At 44.2% G+C, this 14,444-nt stretch carries 14 protein-coding genes and 1 riboswitch; all 14 genes read left to right on the top strand.

Annotated elements, in window-relative coordinates:
• Window positions 1–103: 103 nt before the first annotated feature.
• Window positions 104–203, top strand: a riboswitch (TPP riboswitch).
• A 223-nt stretch (window positions 204–426) separates the two neighbouring features.
• The 14 genes from PG418_RS11715 (at window position 427) to PG418_RS11650 (ending at window position 14,110) form a co-directional block, all read left to right on the top strand.
• Window positions 427–1,101 (top strand): TenA family protein, encoded by a 675-nt coding sequence (locus PG418_RS11715; protein ID WP_498837431.1) that lies wholly within the window; start codon window positions 427–429, stop codon window positions 1,099–1,101.
• Window positions 1,098–1,901, top strand: coding sequence for a bifunctional hydroxymethylpyrimidine kinase/phosphomethylpyrimidine kinase (thiD, locus tag PG418_RS11710; protein WP_055200142.1), 804 nt, complete (start codon window positions 1,098–1,100; stop codon window positions 1,899–1,901). The genes PG418_RS11715 and thiD overlap by 4 nt, the downstream gene beginning before the upstream one ends.
• Window positions 1,902–1,912: 11 nt before the next feature.
• Window positions 1,913–2,554, top strand: coding sequence for a thiamine phosphate synthase (gene thiE, locus PG418_RS11705; RefSeq protein WP_055200143.1), 642 nt, complete (start codon window positions 1,913–1,915; stop codon window positions 2,552–2,554).
• A complete protein-coding gene (locus tag PG418_RS11700) occupies window positions 2,544–3,200 on the top strand; it encodes an HAD family hydrolase (protein WP_005361145.1) in 657 nt (218 codons plus the stop codon). Before thiE ends, PG418_RS11700 begins: the two co-directional genes overlap by 11 nt.
• A gap of 2 nt (window positions 3,201–3,202) precedes the next feature.
• Entirely contained in the window at window positions 3,203–3,688 is a 486-nt protein-coding gene (locus PG418_RS11695; protein WP_223385983.1) for an NUDIX hydrolase, read from the top strand.
• 834 nt (window positions 3,689–4,522) lie between these two features.
• A complete protein-coding gene (locus PG418_RS11690; RefSeq protein ID WP_498837430.1) occupies window positions 4,523–6,871 on the top strand; it encodes an ABC transporter permease in 2,349 nt (782 codons plus the stop codon).
• A gap of 86 nt (window positions 6,872–6,957) precedes the next feature.
• Entirely contained in the window at window positions 6,958–7,650 is a 693-nt protein-coding gene (locus PG418_RS11685) for a response regulator transcription factor (protein WP_005361153.1), read from the top strand.
• Window positions 7,647–8,678 (top strand): sensor histidine kinase, encoded by a 1,032-nt coding sequence (locus PG418_RS11680; RefSeq protein WP_005361155.1) that lies wholly within the window; start codon window positions 7,647–7,649, stop codon window positions 8,676–8,678. The genes PG418_RS11685 and PG418_RS11680 overlap by 4 nt, the downstream gene beginning before the upstream one ends.
• 27 nt (window positions 8,679–8,705) lie before the next feature.
• Window positions 8,706–9,122: a hypothetical protein gene (locus PG418_RS11675; RefSeq protein WP_004611616.1), complete on the top strand. Its 417-nt coding sequence runs from the start codon at window positions 8,706–8,708 to the stop codon at window positions 9,120–9,122.
• A gap of 182 nt (window positions 9,123–9,304) precedes the next feature.
• Complete coding sequence (locus PG418_RS11670; RefSeq protein WP_498837429.1) at window positions 9,305–9,565, top strand: hypothetical protein; 261 nt, start codon at window positions 9,305–9,307, stop codon at window positions 9,563–9,565.
• A 5-nt stretch (window positions 9,566–9,570) separates the two neighbouring features.
• Entirely contained in the window at window positions 9,571–10,236 is a 666-nt protein-coding gene (locus PG418_RS11665) for an ABC transporter ATP-binding protein (protein ID WP_002586598.1), read from the top strand.
• Window positions 10,237–10,250: 14 nt separating this feature from the next.
• A complete protein-coding gene (locus PG418_RS11660; protein WP_498837428.1) occupies window positions 10,251–12,635 on the top strand; it encodes an ABC transporter permease in 2,385 nt (794 codons plus the stop codon).
• A gap of 187 nt (window positions 12,636–12,822) precedes the next feature.
• Window positions 12,823–13,593: a response regulator gene (locus PG418_RS11655; protein ID WP_055201459.1), complete on the top strand. Its 771-nt coding sequence runs from the start codon at window positions 12,823–12,825 to the stop codon at window positions 13,591–13,593.
• 124 nt (window positions 13,594–13,717) lie between these two features.
• Window positions 13,718–14,110, top strand: a complete 393-nt coding sequence (locus PG418_RS11650) for a winged helix-turn-helix domain-containing protein (RefSeq protein WP_055158478.1) — start codon at window positions 13,718–13,720, stop codon at window positions 14,108–14,110.
• The last annotated feature ends 334 nt before the right edge of the window (window positions 14,111–14,444 follow it).

The following is a 14,444-nucleotide window of genomic DNA, read 5'->3' as shown; positions in this document are numbered from 1 at the left end:
TTCCCCACCACAACCGCAGCGCAGCACAGAAAAATCCCGTCAATAAGGTTTGCTAACTTGAATTCTATAGACCTTGACTTTCCGGGACTTCTTAACTATAATAATACTCAAGCAGGGGGACTACCTTGTAGTTGAGAAGGTTAAAACCTGACCCTTTGAACCTGTTGGCTAATACCAACGCAGGGAGCTAAAGAATACAGATTCGTATTTTTTGGACATTCTCTGTTTTGGGAATGTCCTTTTTAATTGAATAAGATATGATATGTGTTTGCGAGGGAACTGAACAAGTTGAAAAAGGTAAGACCTGACCTCTGGACCTGTCGGCTAATACCGGCGTAGGGAAGCAATTTCTTACGCTCGTATTGCGTCTGAAAGAGCTTCTAATTGTTTTAGAGGCTCTATTTTTTTATTTTAGGAGGAACAAACATGGCATTTATGAAAGACATTTTAACCCGCAACATCCCCATTTGGGAAGAATGTGCAGCTACCCCATTTGTGCAGGAAGTGCAAACTGGAAAGCTACCTCTTGAAAAGTTCAAGAGATATATGATTCAGGATAGTATCTATCTGAAAAACTATGCCCGTATATACGGCAAGGCAATTTTTCATGCTGATACATTAAGAGAAATTCAGCTTTACTATTCCATGCTGAATTTTGTAAATGATACGGAATCAGAAGTGCGTCTGGATTATCTAAAGCAATTTTGCATGACGGATAATGATATTGAACTGATCGCTCCTCTGCCTGAAAATCAAAATTACATTGATTTCATGTTTGAGATTGCGTCACATGGAAAGAATGAAGAAATTTTAATGGCGGTTCTTCCCTGTATGCTAAGTTACAGCTATATATTCCGCAAATTGGCGGCTGTTCCTACAAGCAGACAGTCAAGATATTGGGACTTTATCAGAGATTATGCGGATGAACAATATGCAGAAAGCTGCAAAGAATGGTCTGCTTTTGCAGAGCATAAATGTGCCGGGTTATCAGTAGCAAATAAAAAGTATCTGGCTGATATTTTTGAAAAAGCAAGTTTGTTAGAGCTTGCTTTTTGGAAGATGGCCTATCGGAACGAGAGAATGGAGGAAAATGCAAAATGAAAAAAGTATTGTCCATTGCCGGATCAGATTGCAGCGGAGGTGCAGGTATTCAGGCTGATTTGAAAACTTTTTCTGCTCACGGTGTATTTGGAATGAGTGTTATTGTTTCTGTTGTTGCAGAGAACACCAGCCGTGTTATCGACATCCAAGATATTACCCCGGATATGATTGAAAAACAGATTGACGCCGTATTTGAAGATATTGAAGTGGACGCAGTAAAAATCGGTATGCTTTCTACACCAGAATGTATGAAAGCGGTGGCAAAGAAACTATTACAATATAAGCCCCAAAATGTCGTAATCGACCCGGTTATGTATGCCAAAAATGGCTGCCCATTGATGAATCCTACGGCGGTTTCCACCTTGATAGACACAGTAATTCCACTGGCCGATGTACTTACTCCGAATATTCCAGAGGCAGAGAAAATAGCAGATATGCAGATTTCCACAGTTTCAGATATGGAGGCTGCCGCAAGAAAAATATATGCCATGGGTTGTAAGGCGATTGTTGTCAAGGGTGGACATCATATAGGAAATGCTGTTGATGTCCTATTTAATGGAGAAAATTTCTACCATTTTGAAACATCCCGCATTGATACGAAAAATACTCATGGGACAGGCTGTACCTTTTCTTCTGCAATCGCTTCCCAGCTTGCAAAGGGAAAAAGTGTTCCGCTTGCAGTCGAATCTGCAAAGGCTTATGTCACAATGGCAATCGAACACTCTCTTGCGATTGGAAAAGGCTGTGGCCCAACGCACCATTTCTACGAATTGTATCAGCATGGTTTATCTAAAGAATAGGCAGGTGCAAAATGAACTTTGATTATACACTTTATCTTGTTACTGATCGTCAACTAATGAGCTGCGATAGCCTGACAGAAGCGGTAGAACAGGCAATTTTAGGAGGCTGCACAATGATACAACTCCGAGAAAAAGAATTGTCCTCATTAGAATTTTACAATCAGGCTGTTGCCGTGAAACAGGTTACGGATAAATACCATATTCCCCTTATCATAAACGACCGGATAGATATTGCAATGGCTGTGCAGGCTACGGGGGTACATATTGGACAGCATGATTTACCTGCGGCTGCCGTCCGCAAAGTAATTGGGGAAAATATGCTGTTGGGAGTATCTGCATCTTCCATTGCAGAAGCAATACAGGCACAACAGGATGGTGCAGATTATTTGGGAGTTGGCGCAATGTTCCCTACTGGAACTAAAACCGACGCTGATTCTGTATCAATGGAGGAATTACAGAAAATCCGCACAGCCGTTTCTTTGCCGATCGTTGTTATTGGCGGTATCAATAAAGGAAATACAGGGCGTTTCAAGCCCATGGGAATTGACGGGCTGGCTGTTGTATCTGCCATCATAGCGCAGTCCGATATAAAAGCTGCTGCTGCGGAACTGAAAGATTTATTTTGCGGAAAGGAAAAGAAACATGGATTTTAATGCGGCAATCTTTGATTTAGATGGAACAATTCTGGATTCAATGGATGTATGGGAGCATATAGATATTCAGTTTTTGAAAAAGAGAAATCTTCCTGTCCCGGAAAATTATGTAACTGAAATATGTGCAAGGAGTTTTGAGGAAGCCGCACAATATACCATTGATCTTTTTGGATTGCAGGAAACGGTAGAGGGAATTATTGAGGAATGGAATAATATGGCGGTCGAGGAATACAGTAACCATGTCGGTCTGCTGCCCCATGCCCTTGATTATCTTCTGCGCTTAAAAGAACATGGAATAAAACTTGCAGTTGCTACGGGGTTGCCGGAAAAGCTCTATATTCCATGCTTAAAGAACAATTCTATTTTAGAATTATTTGACGCTCTATGTTCAACAGATGAGGTTCAGCGGGGAAAAGAATATTCGGATGTCTTTGAATTGGCCGCAAGAAAATTAGGGGTTGCACCTGAACACTGTATTGTGTTTGATGATGTGCTTCCAGCAATTAAAAGCGCAAAGGCAGCCCGTATGTTAGCAGGCGGGATTTATGATAAGTATTCCGCAGATCAGCGTACAGAAATAGAAAGGATTGCGGATATTTACTTACTTGATTTTCGGCAAGCACCGATCCCACACAAAGAGGTATGAAAATGGAAAAATGGGATTTATATAATGCAAAACGGGAAAAGTCTGGAATAACAGTGTGCCGTGGAGAAATCATACCCAAAGGGCTGTATCATTTATCTGTGAGTGTATGGATCGTCAACCAGCAGGGGCAGTATCTTTTATCACAGCGGCATCCGAAAAAGCAATACCCTCTTTATTGGGAATGTACGGGTGGTTCTGTACTTTCCGGGGAAACCAGTTTACAAGGAGCAATCCGAGAGGTAAAAGAAGAATTAGGAATACTGCTTACTCCCGGAAGTGAAAAATTGATTTATCAGAGCAGACGGGAAAATGTGCAGGATTTTTACGATGTTTGGCTATTTCATAAGGATATAAAGATTGAAGAAATGCGTTTACAGGAAACAGAAGTTGTGGATGTTCAATGGGTAAATCCAGATAAGTTATTTGAGATGTTTCGCCTGAAACATCTGCACCCTCTAATTACCTATGTAGATCAGCTAATAGGCTGAAAAAGCGCCGGGCGCATAGGTATCAAAGCCTCTGCATCTGGCGCTTCTTTTTTGTCCTTTTTCCCGCATTTAGAACCCCGTTTTGCAGGGAACAGGATAACTTTATCCACCTGCCTGCCGGCCATGCGGAAAAACCCTTGATTTCCGTGGACTTTTAACGCCCTAAATGCGTAGACAAGGAGGTATCTTTTCCGCTGGCGCTCAGCCTTTTAATTCCGTGTTGCACATGAGGCGGAAATCTTACTGCACCAGACAGCGAAGAATCATTTTGACGAACTGGGAATCAAAAAGCTCCCCTCTGTCAAATCTCTCCGAGAGGAATACACCGATCTTCTGGAACAAAAACGGAAAGCCTATTCTGCTTTCCCCACCACAACCGCAGCGCAGCACAGAAAAATCCCGTCAATAAGATTTGTCTGCTTTTGGTTTTCAGCGTTCCAACGGAACGCGCAGCCATTGCCACCGGCAATGATCTCAGGGGTTTGGGGATATGTCACCAACAAGCATTAGCAGGAATTCCGGAAACGGGATTTCTGCTAAATACGCAATCTTACGTAAGATTGCATTGCTTGCCAGTAGTTTTAAGAGTCTTTGGCAGAGGATCTGTTTACAGTTGCCGCATTGATAAACCTTTGATAACTGCCTATAATAGAATTGTTATTTTGAGTTGCTACAACAGAAAAATGCAAAAAATTAAAATTTTCCGTCCGCTGTAACATTTCGCGGACATTTGAGGTTTACAATGGCCTTATCAAATATGGAGGTGATACAACTATGACATGGCCTTTTGAGAATGACACCAGCGCCATTGTAAAAAAATTAGCAGACCGGAGCATGAAAGCGGATAAAAGACGCAATGCGTTTATTATCATAACGATTGCTTTTGCAGTTAGTTTGATGATGGTATTAGCACTATATAATCTCGGAACAGACCGTGAAAATAGGCTTTATCTGCAAGGACGCTACCAGAGCAGCTTTATTAACAGTACCAGTGCCGTCTTTGAAAAACTGGAACATAACAACCAGATTGAAGCAGTCGGCAAAGAGGCTGCAATGGGAACGAGCCGTATCAATGACTACACTTTGGATGTGTATTACAGAGATCAAAATGCACTTGAACTAAAAGGCGTTACTGACTTGCTGGGAAAAATGCCGGAGGCAGAAAATGAAATCATTGTGGAACAGTCCTATTTGGAGCATTTAGGGCTGCCGGTTCAACTGGATCAGACCGTTACACTGGATATGCCTTTTGGAGAAAATCAGACATATCATGTTTGCGGCATTATTCAAAGCAGAAATGCGTCCCGTATTTATCAAGTCATTGTATCGAATGGCTTATATAGCCGGTATGGAAAAGCAAACTGTTACGATCTTTTGGTTCGCGTGAAAAATACCGAAAATATGGACAGAGAAACTTTGAAACTGCTGATAAACGAAATTGCGGAACAAAGCGGTGTACCTGAACAGTATGTTATGTATAGCTCTACCTACTTTGGATTGGCAGAAGAAAAATCCACGCAGGAGCTATTGGTGATTATCGGAGCAAGCAGTCTAATTGTACTGGCCTGTTCTTTGGTTATTTACAGCCTGTTCTACATTTCTGTTATCGGGAAAACACATGAGTATGGCAGACTGCGTGTGCTGGGGGCTACATCTGTTCAGATCAAGCGTATCGTGCGAAAAGAAAGTTTTTTGTTATCCTGTGCTGCAATTCCTATCGGCGTTGTATTGGGAAGTGTTTTGGGCTATTGTTTCGTGCCGGACGGCTGGCATTGGATGACTACACTGGAATGTGCCGTTGTGATTGCCCTTGTTACAGAAATTGCTTTGAAAATTGCTGTCCATACCCCTGTAAAGAAAGCCTCTATGGTATCGCCTATTGAGGCGCTGCGAATCAATACGACTGATACACCGGCGACAGAAAAAACGCGGATCGAACATCGAAAAATTACGCCATCTTCGCTTGCCCGAATGAGCTTTGCCCGGAACAAGAAAAAAGCTATACTAACCGTATTGTCTTTGGGATTTGCCGGAGTTTTACTGATGTGTGCCGCCACCTACCTTAATTCAACTGATGTAGAAAGCATGGCAAAACAGCAATTTGCAAATGGCGACATTGTACTTTCCCTTGATCCCGCCAACACAAATGCGGAAGATCGCCCCGCCGGGATCAATGCACTTCAAACGAAAAATCCATTGGATGAAGTTTTGGAAGAAACGATTTCAGATATGGATGGCGTAAAGAATATTGAATTTATACAGGGCTGTGTTTCAAATATGGAATTTCCCACTCCTTTCAAGGATGGTAACAGCCATTTCTTTACCCAAATTGGAATCCCCGAAAATCAGTACGAGGCCTTTTCACAAGGACTAATTGAGGGAACCGCAGACCGCCAGAAACTTATCAACGGAAAAGGAGTTATCGTAGATAATTCCGCCAAGCTGTTAAGCGACTATTATAATTACACTCCTCAAATTGGCGATATAGTCAAAGTGGAAACAGCGGATGGACAATGGGAAGAATTTACTGTAATGGGGATTGGGAAAGCTCCTAATCTCGGTGGGGATTCAGCTTCTTTCTATTTTCCGCAGGAACTCTTACCTATGATGAAAGAAAATGTTTCCAACTTCAACATAACCTGCATTGTAGATGTGGAAAGAGATCAGCTTACAGAAGTTGAGAATAAGATTTTCCAGTTGGCGGAAAATCGTGGAGGTATAGAAGTTTTCAGTATCAGCGATATTATTACTTATCTGCAAGAGGAAATGGATAACATAAAAATGCCGTTATACGGATTGGTATTTTTCATTGCTGTTTTTGGGCTAATCAGCCTTAGCAACACGCTAATGACAAACATTATATCAAGACAGCAGGAATTTGGTATTTTACAGTCTGTGGGATTGAGCAGTAAGCAATTCTCCAAAATGCTGCAAACAGAATGTTTCTATTATGTTTCTGGTACGGCTATTTTAACTTTAACGATTGGAACTTTAACAGGATTTGTACTTTGCAAAGTTTTCAATCAGGTTGGGACATTCGGGACATTGACTTATCATTTTCCAGTTTTAGAAATAAGCATATATTTTGTAGCGCTTTTCTTCATACTGGCCGCTTACTCCGTTTTCTCTGTACGATATAGCAAAAGACATCCTGTGATCGAGCGCATTAAAACAATGGAGTAAATTTTCCTTTATCAGAAAATTGTGTTTTCTGCAACAAAGGACATTTGCCTGTTATACTATCTACAAAAAGCAAAGGAAGTGAGGATATGAAGCAGATTTTAATTGTCGAGGACGACAGTTTTTTGAATAAGATGGTGGCCTATAACCTGACCGCAGACGGCTACGGCGTGACTTCTGCCCTAAACGCCAGAACCGCAGCCGAAGCCATACGCCAGCGGGAATTTGACTTAGTGCTGCTGGACATCAACCTGCCGGACGGCAACGGTTTTGAGCTGTGCAAACTGATAAAGCCCCAGCACCCGGACACCATTGTGATTTTCCTGACCGCTAACGATCAGGAGAGCGACCAGATACGGGGCTATGAGGTGGGCGCGGTGGACTACATCACAAAGCCCTTTGTGATCGGGGCCTTGCAGCGAAAAATCAAAGCCATGTTCGCCATGCTGGAACACCACAAACCGGCCAAGGACATTTACGACGACGGGCGGCTGTTTCTGGACTTCTCGGAGCAGACGGCTTCCTTAAACGGCAAGCCCCTGACCCTATCCCCGATGGAGTACAAAATGCTGAACCTGTTCCGTAAAAATCCCCGGCAAGTGCTGACCCGTGGGCAGCTTTTGGAAAAGCTGTGGGATATAGACGAGAAGTTTGTGGACGAACACACCCTGACAACCTCCATCAGCCGGATTCGGAGTAAGATCGAATCCGACGGCGGCGCGCCCTACATCAAAACTGTTTACGGCATGGGCTATCAATGGACGGGAGGCGAGGCAAAATGAAGTTGCAAAACCTCTCGGTAAAGCGGCTGTTTGGCCGGGTAGCAATGGGGCTTGTCCTTTCCATGTCCGGGATCACCATAGCCCTGTTTCTTGTGACAAAACAGACGGCGGTGCTGCTGACGGGCGGGGCGCTGCTGCTGTGCGCCCTTGTGGGGATTTTTGTACTGACGCAGGCGTTTGGAAAGCGGCTGTCGCAGTTTACCGCTGACCTATGCCAGACTTTAGACCACATGATCGCCGGAAATGAAGCGCCCCAGCGGCCAGAGGACAGCGAAACCCAGCTTGCCAGAATTGGACACCGGCTGGCAAGGCTCTATCAGATCATGCAGGAGAACCGCCGCCGGGTGGACGAGGAACGGCAGGAGTTACAGACCCTTGTATCGGATATTTCCCATCAAGTGAAAACGCCGGTAAGCAATCTGAAAATGGCGACGGACACGCTGCTGGAAAAGCCTATGACCAAGGCGGAGCGCACCGACTTTATCCGGGGAATCCGCAGCCAGACGGATAAGCTGGACTTTCTCTTTCAGGCCCTTGTGAAAACTTCCCGGCTGGAAACGGGCGTGATCCAGTTGGATAAGAAACCGGGCCGCCTCTTTGATACCGTGGCACAGGCCATGAGTGGAATTGTGTATGCAGCAGAGAAAAAGGAAATCGTCGTGTCCGTGGACTGCCCGGAGGATTTGACCGTTTTCCATGACAGCAAGTGGACATCCGAAGCCCTTTTTAACCTGCTGGACAATGCGGTGAAGTACACCCCGGCAGGCGGGAAAATCGCTGTGTCGGTGGTGCTGTGGGAAATGTATGTGGAAATCAAAGTAGCCGACACCGGCAAGGGCATTTCCGAAAGCAATCAGGCCGCCATCTTCCGGCGCTTCTATCGTGAGGAAGAAGTACACGAACAGCAGGGCGTGGGCATTGGCCTGTATCTGGCCCGCGAGATCGTAACACGGCAGGGCGGCTATATCAAAGTGGTTTCGGAGCCGGGCAAGGGTTCGGAATTTTCCATTATGTTGCCGACTAAATAAAGCACACTTATAACAGGAGAAAACACCATGAAAAAAATCAATTTTTGCAAAGCAACAACAATCATCTTAATAATCAATGTTATTTTATCTATTGTTTTATTTTTCGTTGTTCCTGATAAAATAGCAATTCAATGGGTAGGTACATCCCCCAGCAATGCAGTAGATTCTTACTATGTATTTTTGGTGCCGGTATTGTCAGTGCTTTTTGCTTTTACGGGAAAACCTATTTTTACAATGTTCCTGTTTAGATTGTGGAATAGAACTAACGAGCATTTAGTGACATACTTAAATTTGTGTCTGCAAGTTGTATTTCTTACTTGTGAAATCTATATCGGATTATATAACCTATGTAATTTTAATGTTGCCATTAGTATAATTCTCATTGTGGAACTTATGATAGATGTGGTGATTGGATTGAAATTATTTCACAATCAATCTATCTAAAAGATTGTGTAGTATGATTCGGCGGACGACCATTTCCGGCTGTCCGCCGTGAATTTTTTTGAAATGTCCGAGCGTTGTAACATTTCACCCCGATTTTCAATGAAATTTTTTGGCCGCTGTAACATTTCGCGGACATTTGGGTTTTACAATACCCTTATCAACAAAAGTGAGGAGGCGACGCAATGGAACTGACCCCGACATTGATTTTGAATCTGACGCTGCTGATCGTCCCGCCCGTTGCCATTGTGCTGGTGTTCCGGCAATGGCTGGCCCGGCACATCCGCTGGACGGTTGCCTTGACTGCTCTCTGTGATGTTCTCCTATTTTGGGATGAACTGTTCTACTATGAGAGCTTCGGCCTGTTCGCTGTGCTGATTCTGGTGCAGTTGGCGGCCACCGGCGCAGCAGCGTTCCGCATTTACAACAAACAAAAAAAGGATTGAATTTTATGAGCATTTTACAGACTATCGACCTGAAAAAGTATTACGGCACAGAGCCGAACATCACCCGCGCCCTTGACGGTGTGAACTTCTCCGTGGAGGACGGCGAATTTGTGGCCGTTGTGGGAACCTCCGGCAGCGGCAAGTCTACCCTGCTTCACATGATGGGCGGGCTGGACACCCCTACTTCTGGCAATGTGATTGTCCGGGACAAAGAACTGTCGAAGATGAACGACGAACAGCTTACCATCTTTCGCCGCCGCAACATCGGCTTTATCTTCCAGAACTATAACCTTGTTCCGATCCTGAATGTGTATGAGAACATCGTCCTGCCGGTGGAGCTGGACGGGGACACGGTGGATCAGAAGTTTTTGGACGAGATCGTTCACCTGCTGGGACTGGAAGATAAACTGAAAAATATGCCGAACAATCTTTCTGGCGGACAGCAGCAGCGTGTGGCTATCGCCCGGGCCTTGATCACCAAACCGGCTATTGTGCTAGCCGACGAGCCCACCGGCAACCTTGACAGCAAGACCAGCGCCGAGGTGCTGGGGCTGATCAAGCGTACCAGTGCGGAGTTCCGACAAACCGTTGTGATGATCACCCACAACAACGACATTGCCCGCCTTGCCGATCGGATCGTCCGCATTGAGGACGGTAAGATCGTGGAGTAAGGAGGTGGCAGGCTATGACATGGCCTTTTGAAAATGATACCAGCGGCATTGTAAAGCGCATATCAAACCGCAGTATATCGGCAAATCGAAAAAGAAATATCTTTATTGTTTTGACGATTGTACTTGCCAGCGCATTGCTATCTGCTATTGTACTCTATGGCTTTGGGGTTATGCAGGAAACGCAAAACCGCAACCAAAAAACAGCGCAGATTATGTATCATGCGATTTCTGAACAACAGGGACAGGAACTATACAAGCAAGAAGAAATTGCGTGGGTTGGAGAATTTTTCAACGCATTTTCTGAACAGGTAAACCATTCAACCGTGAACTTTACTTATGCAAATGCAGATATGCTAACATCCCAAAGTATGCCCTATTCGGGAGATTTACCAGCTTCGGAGAATGAAATTGTAGTGCAGGAATCCTTTTTGGATAGTTTGGGCTATTCAAATGAATTGGGACAGACAATTCAAATCCCCTTTTCTGACGGCACTACCCATGATTTCAAATTGACGGGAATCTTAGATGTGAAAACCGGCGATATTGGGCGCTATACAGCCATTATATCGAAAGAATTAGTAAGACAGCAGTATGGCGACGGAGGCATGATTGATTATTACATTGGGCTGAAAGGCGCTCAAAACATGAGCGAGGAAGAAGCCACCAACTATGCAAACACTCTGGCGCAGCAATTAAAAATTTCCGATGATAATGTGATTGTCCGTTCCACATATTTTAACTTAAAGGACGAAAATCACGGAAGCGATATGCTGTTCTATTTCTTGATCGGTTTTGTAACTTTCATTGGTTCCGGCATTGTGATCTATTCGATTTTTTATATTTCAGTAGCAAGCAGTATCCGTAACTATGGACAGCTTCGCACAATCGGAACTACAAAACGACAGATCAAAAAGATGGTTTACCGCGAGGGGAAATTACTTGCTGCCATTGCTATCCCGATTGGTTTGGTTATTGGAAATGTGATTGGGTACTTCCTGATTCCTGCCGGTTGGTACTGGCTGACTACTTTATGTGTGACGGTCGGGGTTGGCCTTTTTGCATTTATTATTGTGATGATTGCCATTCATACTCCTGTAAAAAGAGCTGCGGCAGTATCTCCGCTGGAAGCATTGCGATATTCCGATTATCAGGGGAAAATGAAAGAAAGTTCCGTGTTGCACCGTAAAATAACGCCTGCTTCACTTGCTAAAATGAATCTGTCCAGACAAAAGGCAAAGTCCACTTTAACAATACTTTCTCTTTCACTCGGCGGAGTATTGGTTGTATTGATTTCGACAATGTTAGTTTCCTATGATGGCGTTGCAGAGGCAAGAGGCAGGGCTTTCCCTGTCGGTGAATTTAACATTCAGCTCAACGCAAATCAATCGTGGGACACTGCTGGTATTTCTTTGTCTGGATTGCAGCAAAAGAATTTTCTAAATGCCGATTTTATAAATGCAGTAGAATCTATTGATGGCGTTACAGGAATCAAGCACTGGTATTACACGGACGCAGAATATCGTGTAAATGGTAATTCTGGAAAATGGATTCAGGGCTTTTGCCGAGATGAACAGCAGAATTTGGAGAAAGAGCGAATTGCGGGAACGACTGATTATGATGAACTGGTGGCAGGCAATGGAATTGTCTTGCTTCAAGAGCGTGCCGATCTCTATGATATTGAGGCTGCGTTGGGTGATACCGTCGAAGTGGACTATAAAACCGAATCCGGCCAAATTCGCACAAAGGCCTATACCGTCATGGGCATTGTAAACGAATATTCTTACTCCAGCTTCTCAAAATGCTTTGCGCTTCCGGAGCAGTTTATGAATGAAGCGACCGGGATAGATTGCACAGGTACGATTTCCGTAATTACCGATATGAAAAAATATGATACGGTAGAAGCTGCATTAAATCAACTGATAGACGGAAATAGCGATTTGGTTATGGAAACCATAAAAGAAAGTATCACTTATTATAGCGGACTTCAACAACTTTCTTTCGGGGTATTGTTGATCGTGGCTGTTATTGTTGTGTGCTTTTCTTTAATCAACCTTGTCAATACGACAATCACAAACTTCTTATCCCGTAGGCAGGAAATTGGAATGTTACAGGCGATTGGTTTGAGTAAAAAGCAGCTTATCAAAATGCTGTGCTATGAGGGGTTAATGTATTCAGTTTTTGCTACGCTGGTAACATTGGTTTTGGGGACTGGACTGGGCTTCCTATCCGTACAGGTCGTTGTGAAAACGATGAATCCATACTTTTACTATTCATTTCCGTGGCTGATCGTATTGATATATTTAGCAATCCTGCTGATTGTGCAATTCACCTTGATTTCTTACACAACTGGAAATCTGAAAAAGCAATCTCTTGTTGAGCAAATCAGGACGATGGAATAGCCATATGGGATCGGCGGGGCGGCGTGTGCTGCCCCGCTTTTTTCGCCATTTCTCAAAGAAATTTTTGAAATGTCCGAGCGTTGTAACAATTCAGCCTGTTTTTCTGTCGAAATCAAAGGCACCTCGGACATTTGTGTAACATTTGTAGTTTATGCTTGTGGTAAATCAATATTGGGGGTGAGGACACATGAAAAAGATACTGCTGATCGACGACAGCGACACCTATACATGGTGCCTGCAAAAATACTTACAGCACCGGGGCTACCCGGTAAAAACGGCTTGTACGCTGAAAGAAGCGCGGACCGCCATCCAAGAGGAAATGCCGCTGGTGGTCTGCTGTGATCTCGACCTGCCGGACGGTTCCGGCATGGACTTTCTGGACGAGGTGCGGGCCGCAGACAAGGAGCTGCCTTTTATTCTGGCGTCCTGTCATGACAAGGACGACTACGAACAGGAAGCTATGCGCCGGGGCGCGACGCTGTGCATGGACAAAATGAAAGGACTGCTACTACAAGATAAGCTGGTGGAATACGCCTACCGGCAGTTATCCGGCGAAAAGGCCCCGACTTTTCACAAGCTGCTCTTTGTCTATGCAGAAGATACCAGCGCCGAAGTGCTGCGGGCTGCTATGCTACAAAAGGGCTTTGACCTGATTCTGGTTTCCTCGATTTGGGAAGCCAAGCGCCGGATTTTTGAGGATAAGGAAATAGAACTGATCTTGTGCGATCTGGAACTGCCGGACGGCACAGCAATGGAGCTGTTTCATACGCTACGGCGGGTGGCGGGGATGTTCCAAATGAAGAATCCCCCTGTCCGGCTTCTGCCGTTCTTTATCCTCACCGAGAACAACGACCCTGCCACGGAATATGAATACCGGCATGAGGGCGTGAACGACTATATCACCGCCCCGGTCAATATCCCGGAGCTGATCCGGCAGGTTTTGTTCTTTGTGGAGTAATTGAAAAATTTTATGGAGGTGATGATGTGATGGGACATTAGCTGTTTTTGATATAGAAGAATCCGGCAAACAGATTGGCGAAAAGTTATTTCTGCTTCTTAACGAGGAACAAAAGAATGCTCTAATGCAATATATTTTGGAGCAAGGAGTCTGTCATGGAACAGTATTCAATTCCTGTCACACTTCTTCCACAGCAGAGAAAAATCCTCTGACAGAAATACAAGAAGGCGAGCTTTATCTATGCCTGGAACACCGTACTGTCAGGGTTCGTGAACGGATTATCAACCTGACAAGTAAGGAGTTTGATATACTGGCATTACTCATTGCCAATCCCAAACGTGTTTTTACTTACGAACTGATTACCGATTTGGTTTGGAAAGAGGATTGTGATTTCTATTCGAGAAAAGCGATTCATAATCATATAAGTAAGCTGCGTAAGAAGTTGCGCTTTGAACCGGATCTTCCAAACTATATTGAGAGTGTCGCCGGGATCGGCTATAAATTTGAACATCTATAACATGAGCCCACAAGGTGTTGTTTCCCCTTGTGGGCTTGCTTTTTGCAGCATATATTCTAAGAGCGGAATATGTAGAAAATTGCGAATATAAAGAGTAAAAAGCGAATATCTGCGGACTGATAAAGGAAACATAACCGATATAATTTTCTCCCAAGGAGGTATCAAGCAGCCGATTCAGGTTCCTCCTTGATGGGAGGAAATGCCTATGTGTCTATGCAACACAGATCTGCAGATAAACTGCTTTACATTCAGTCACCTATACGTCGTAGTCCAGCTCGTATGGATTGCGGCGTTTTTGGTTTCGACAAAGTTTGAGCATTTTCGCTGTCAACCT

This window comes from Bariatricus sp. TF06-38A (assembly GCF_027690675.1).
Classification (GTDB): Bacteria; Bacillota; Clostridia; order Lachnospirales; family Lachnospiraceae; genus Allocoprococcus; species Allocoprococcus comes.
Note: the sequence above shows the minus strand (reverse complement) of the source record. Positions and strands in the feature narration are given on the sequence as shown.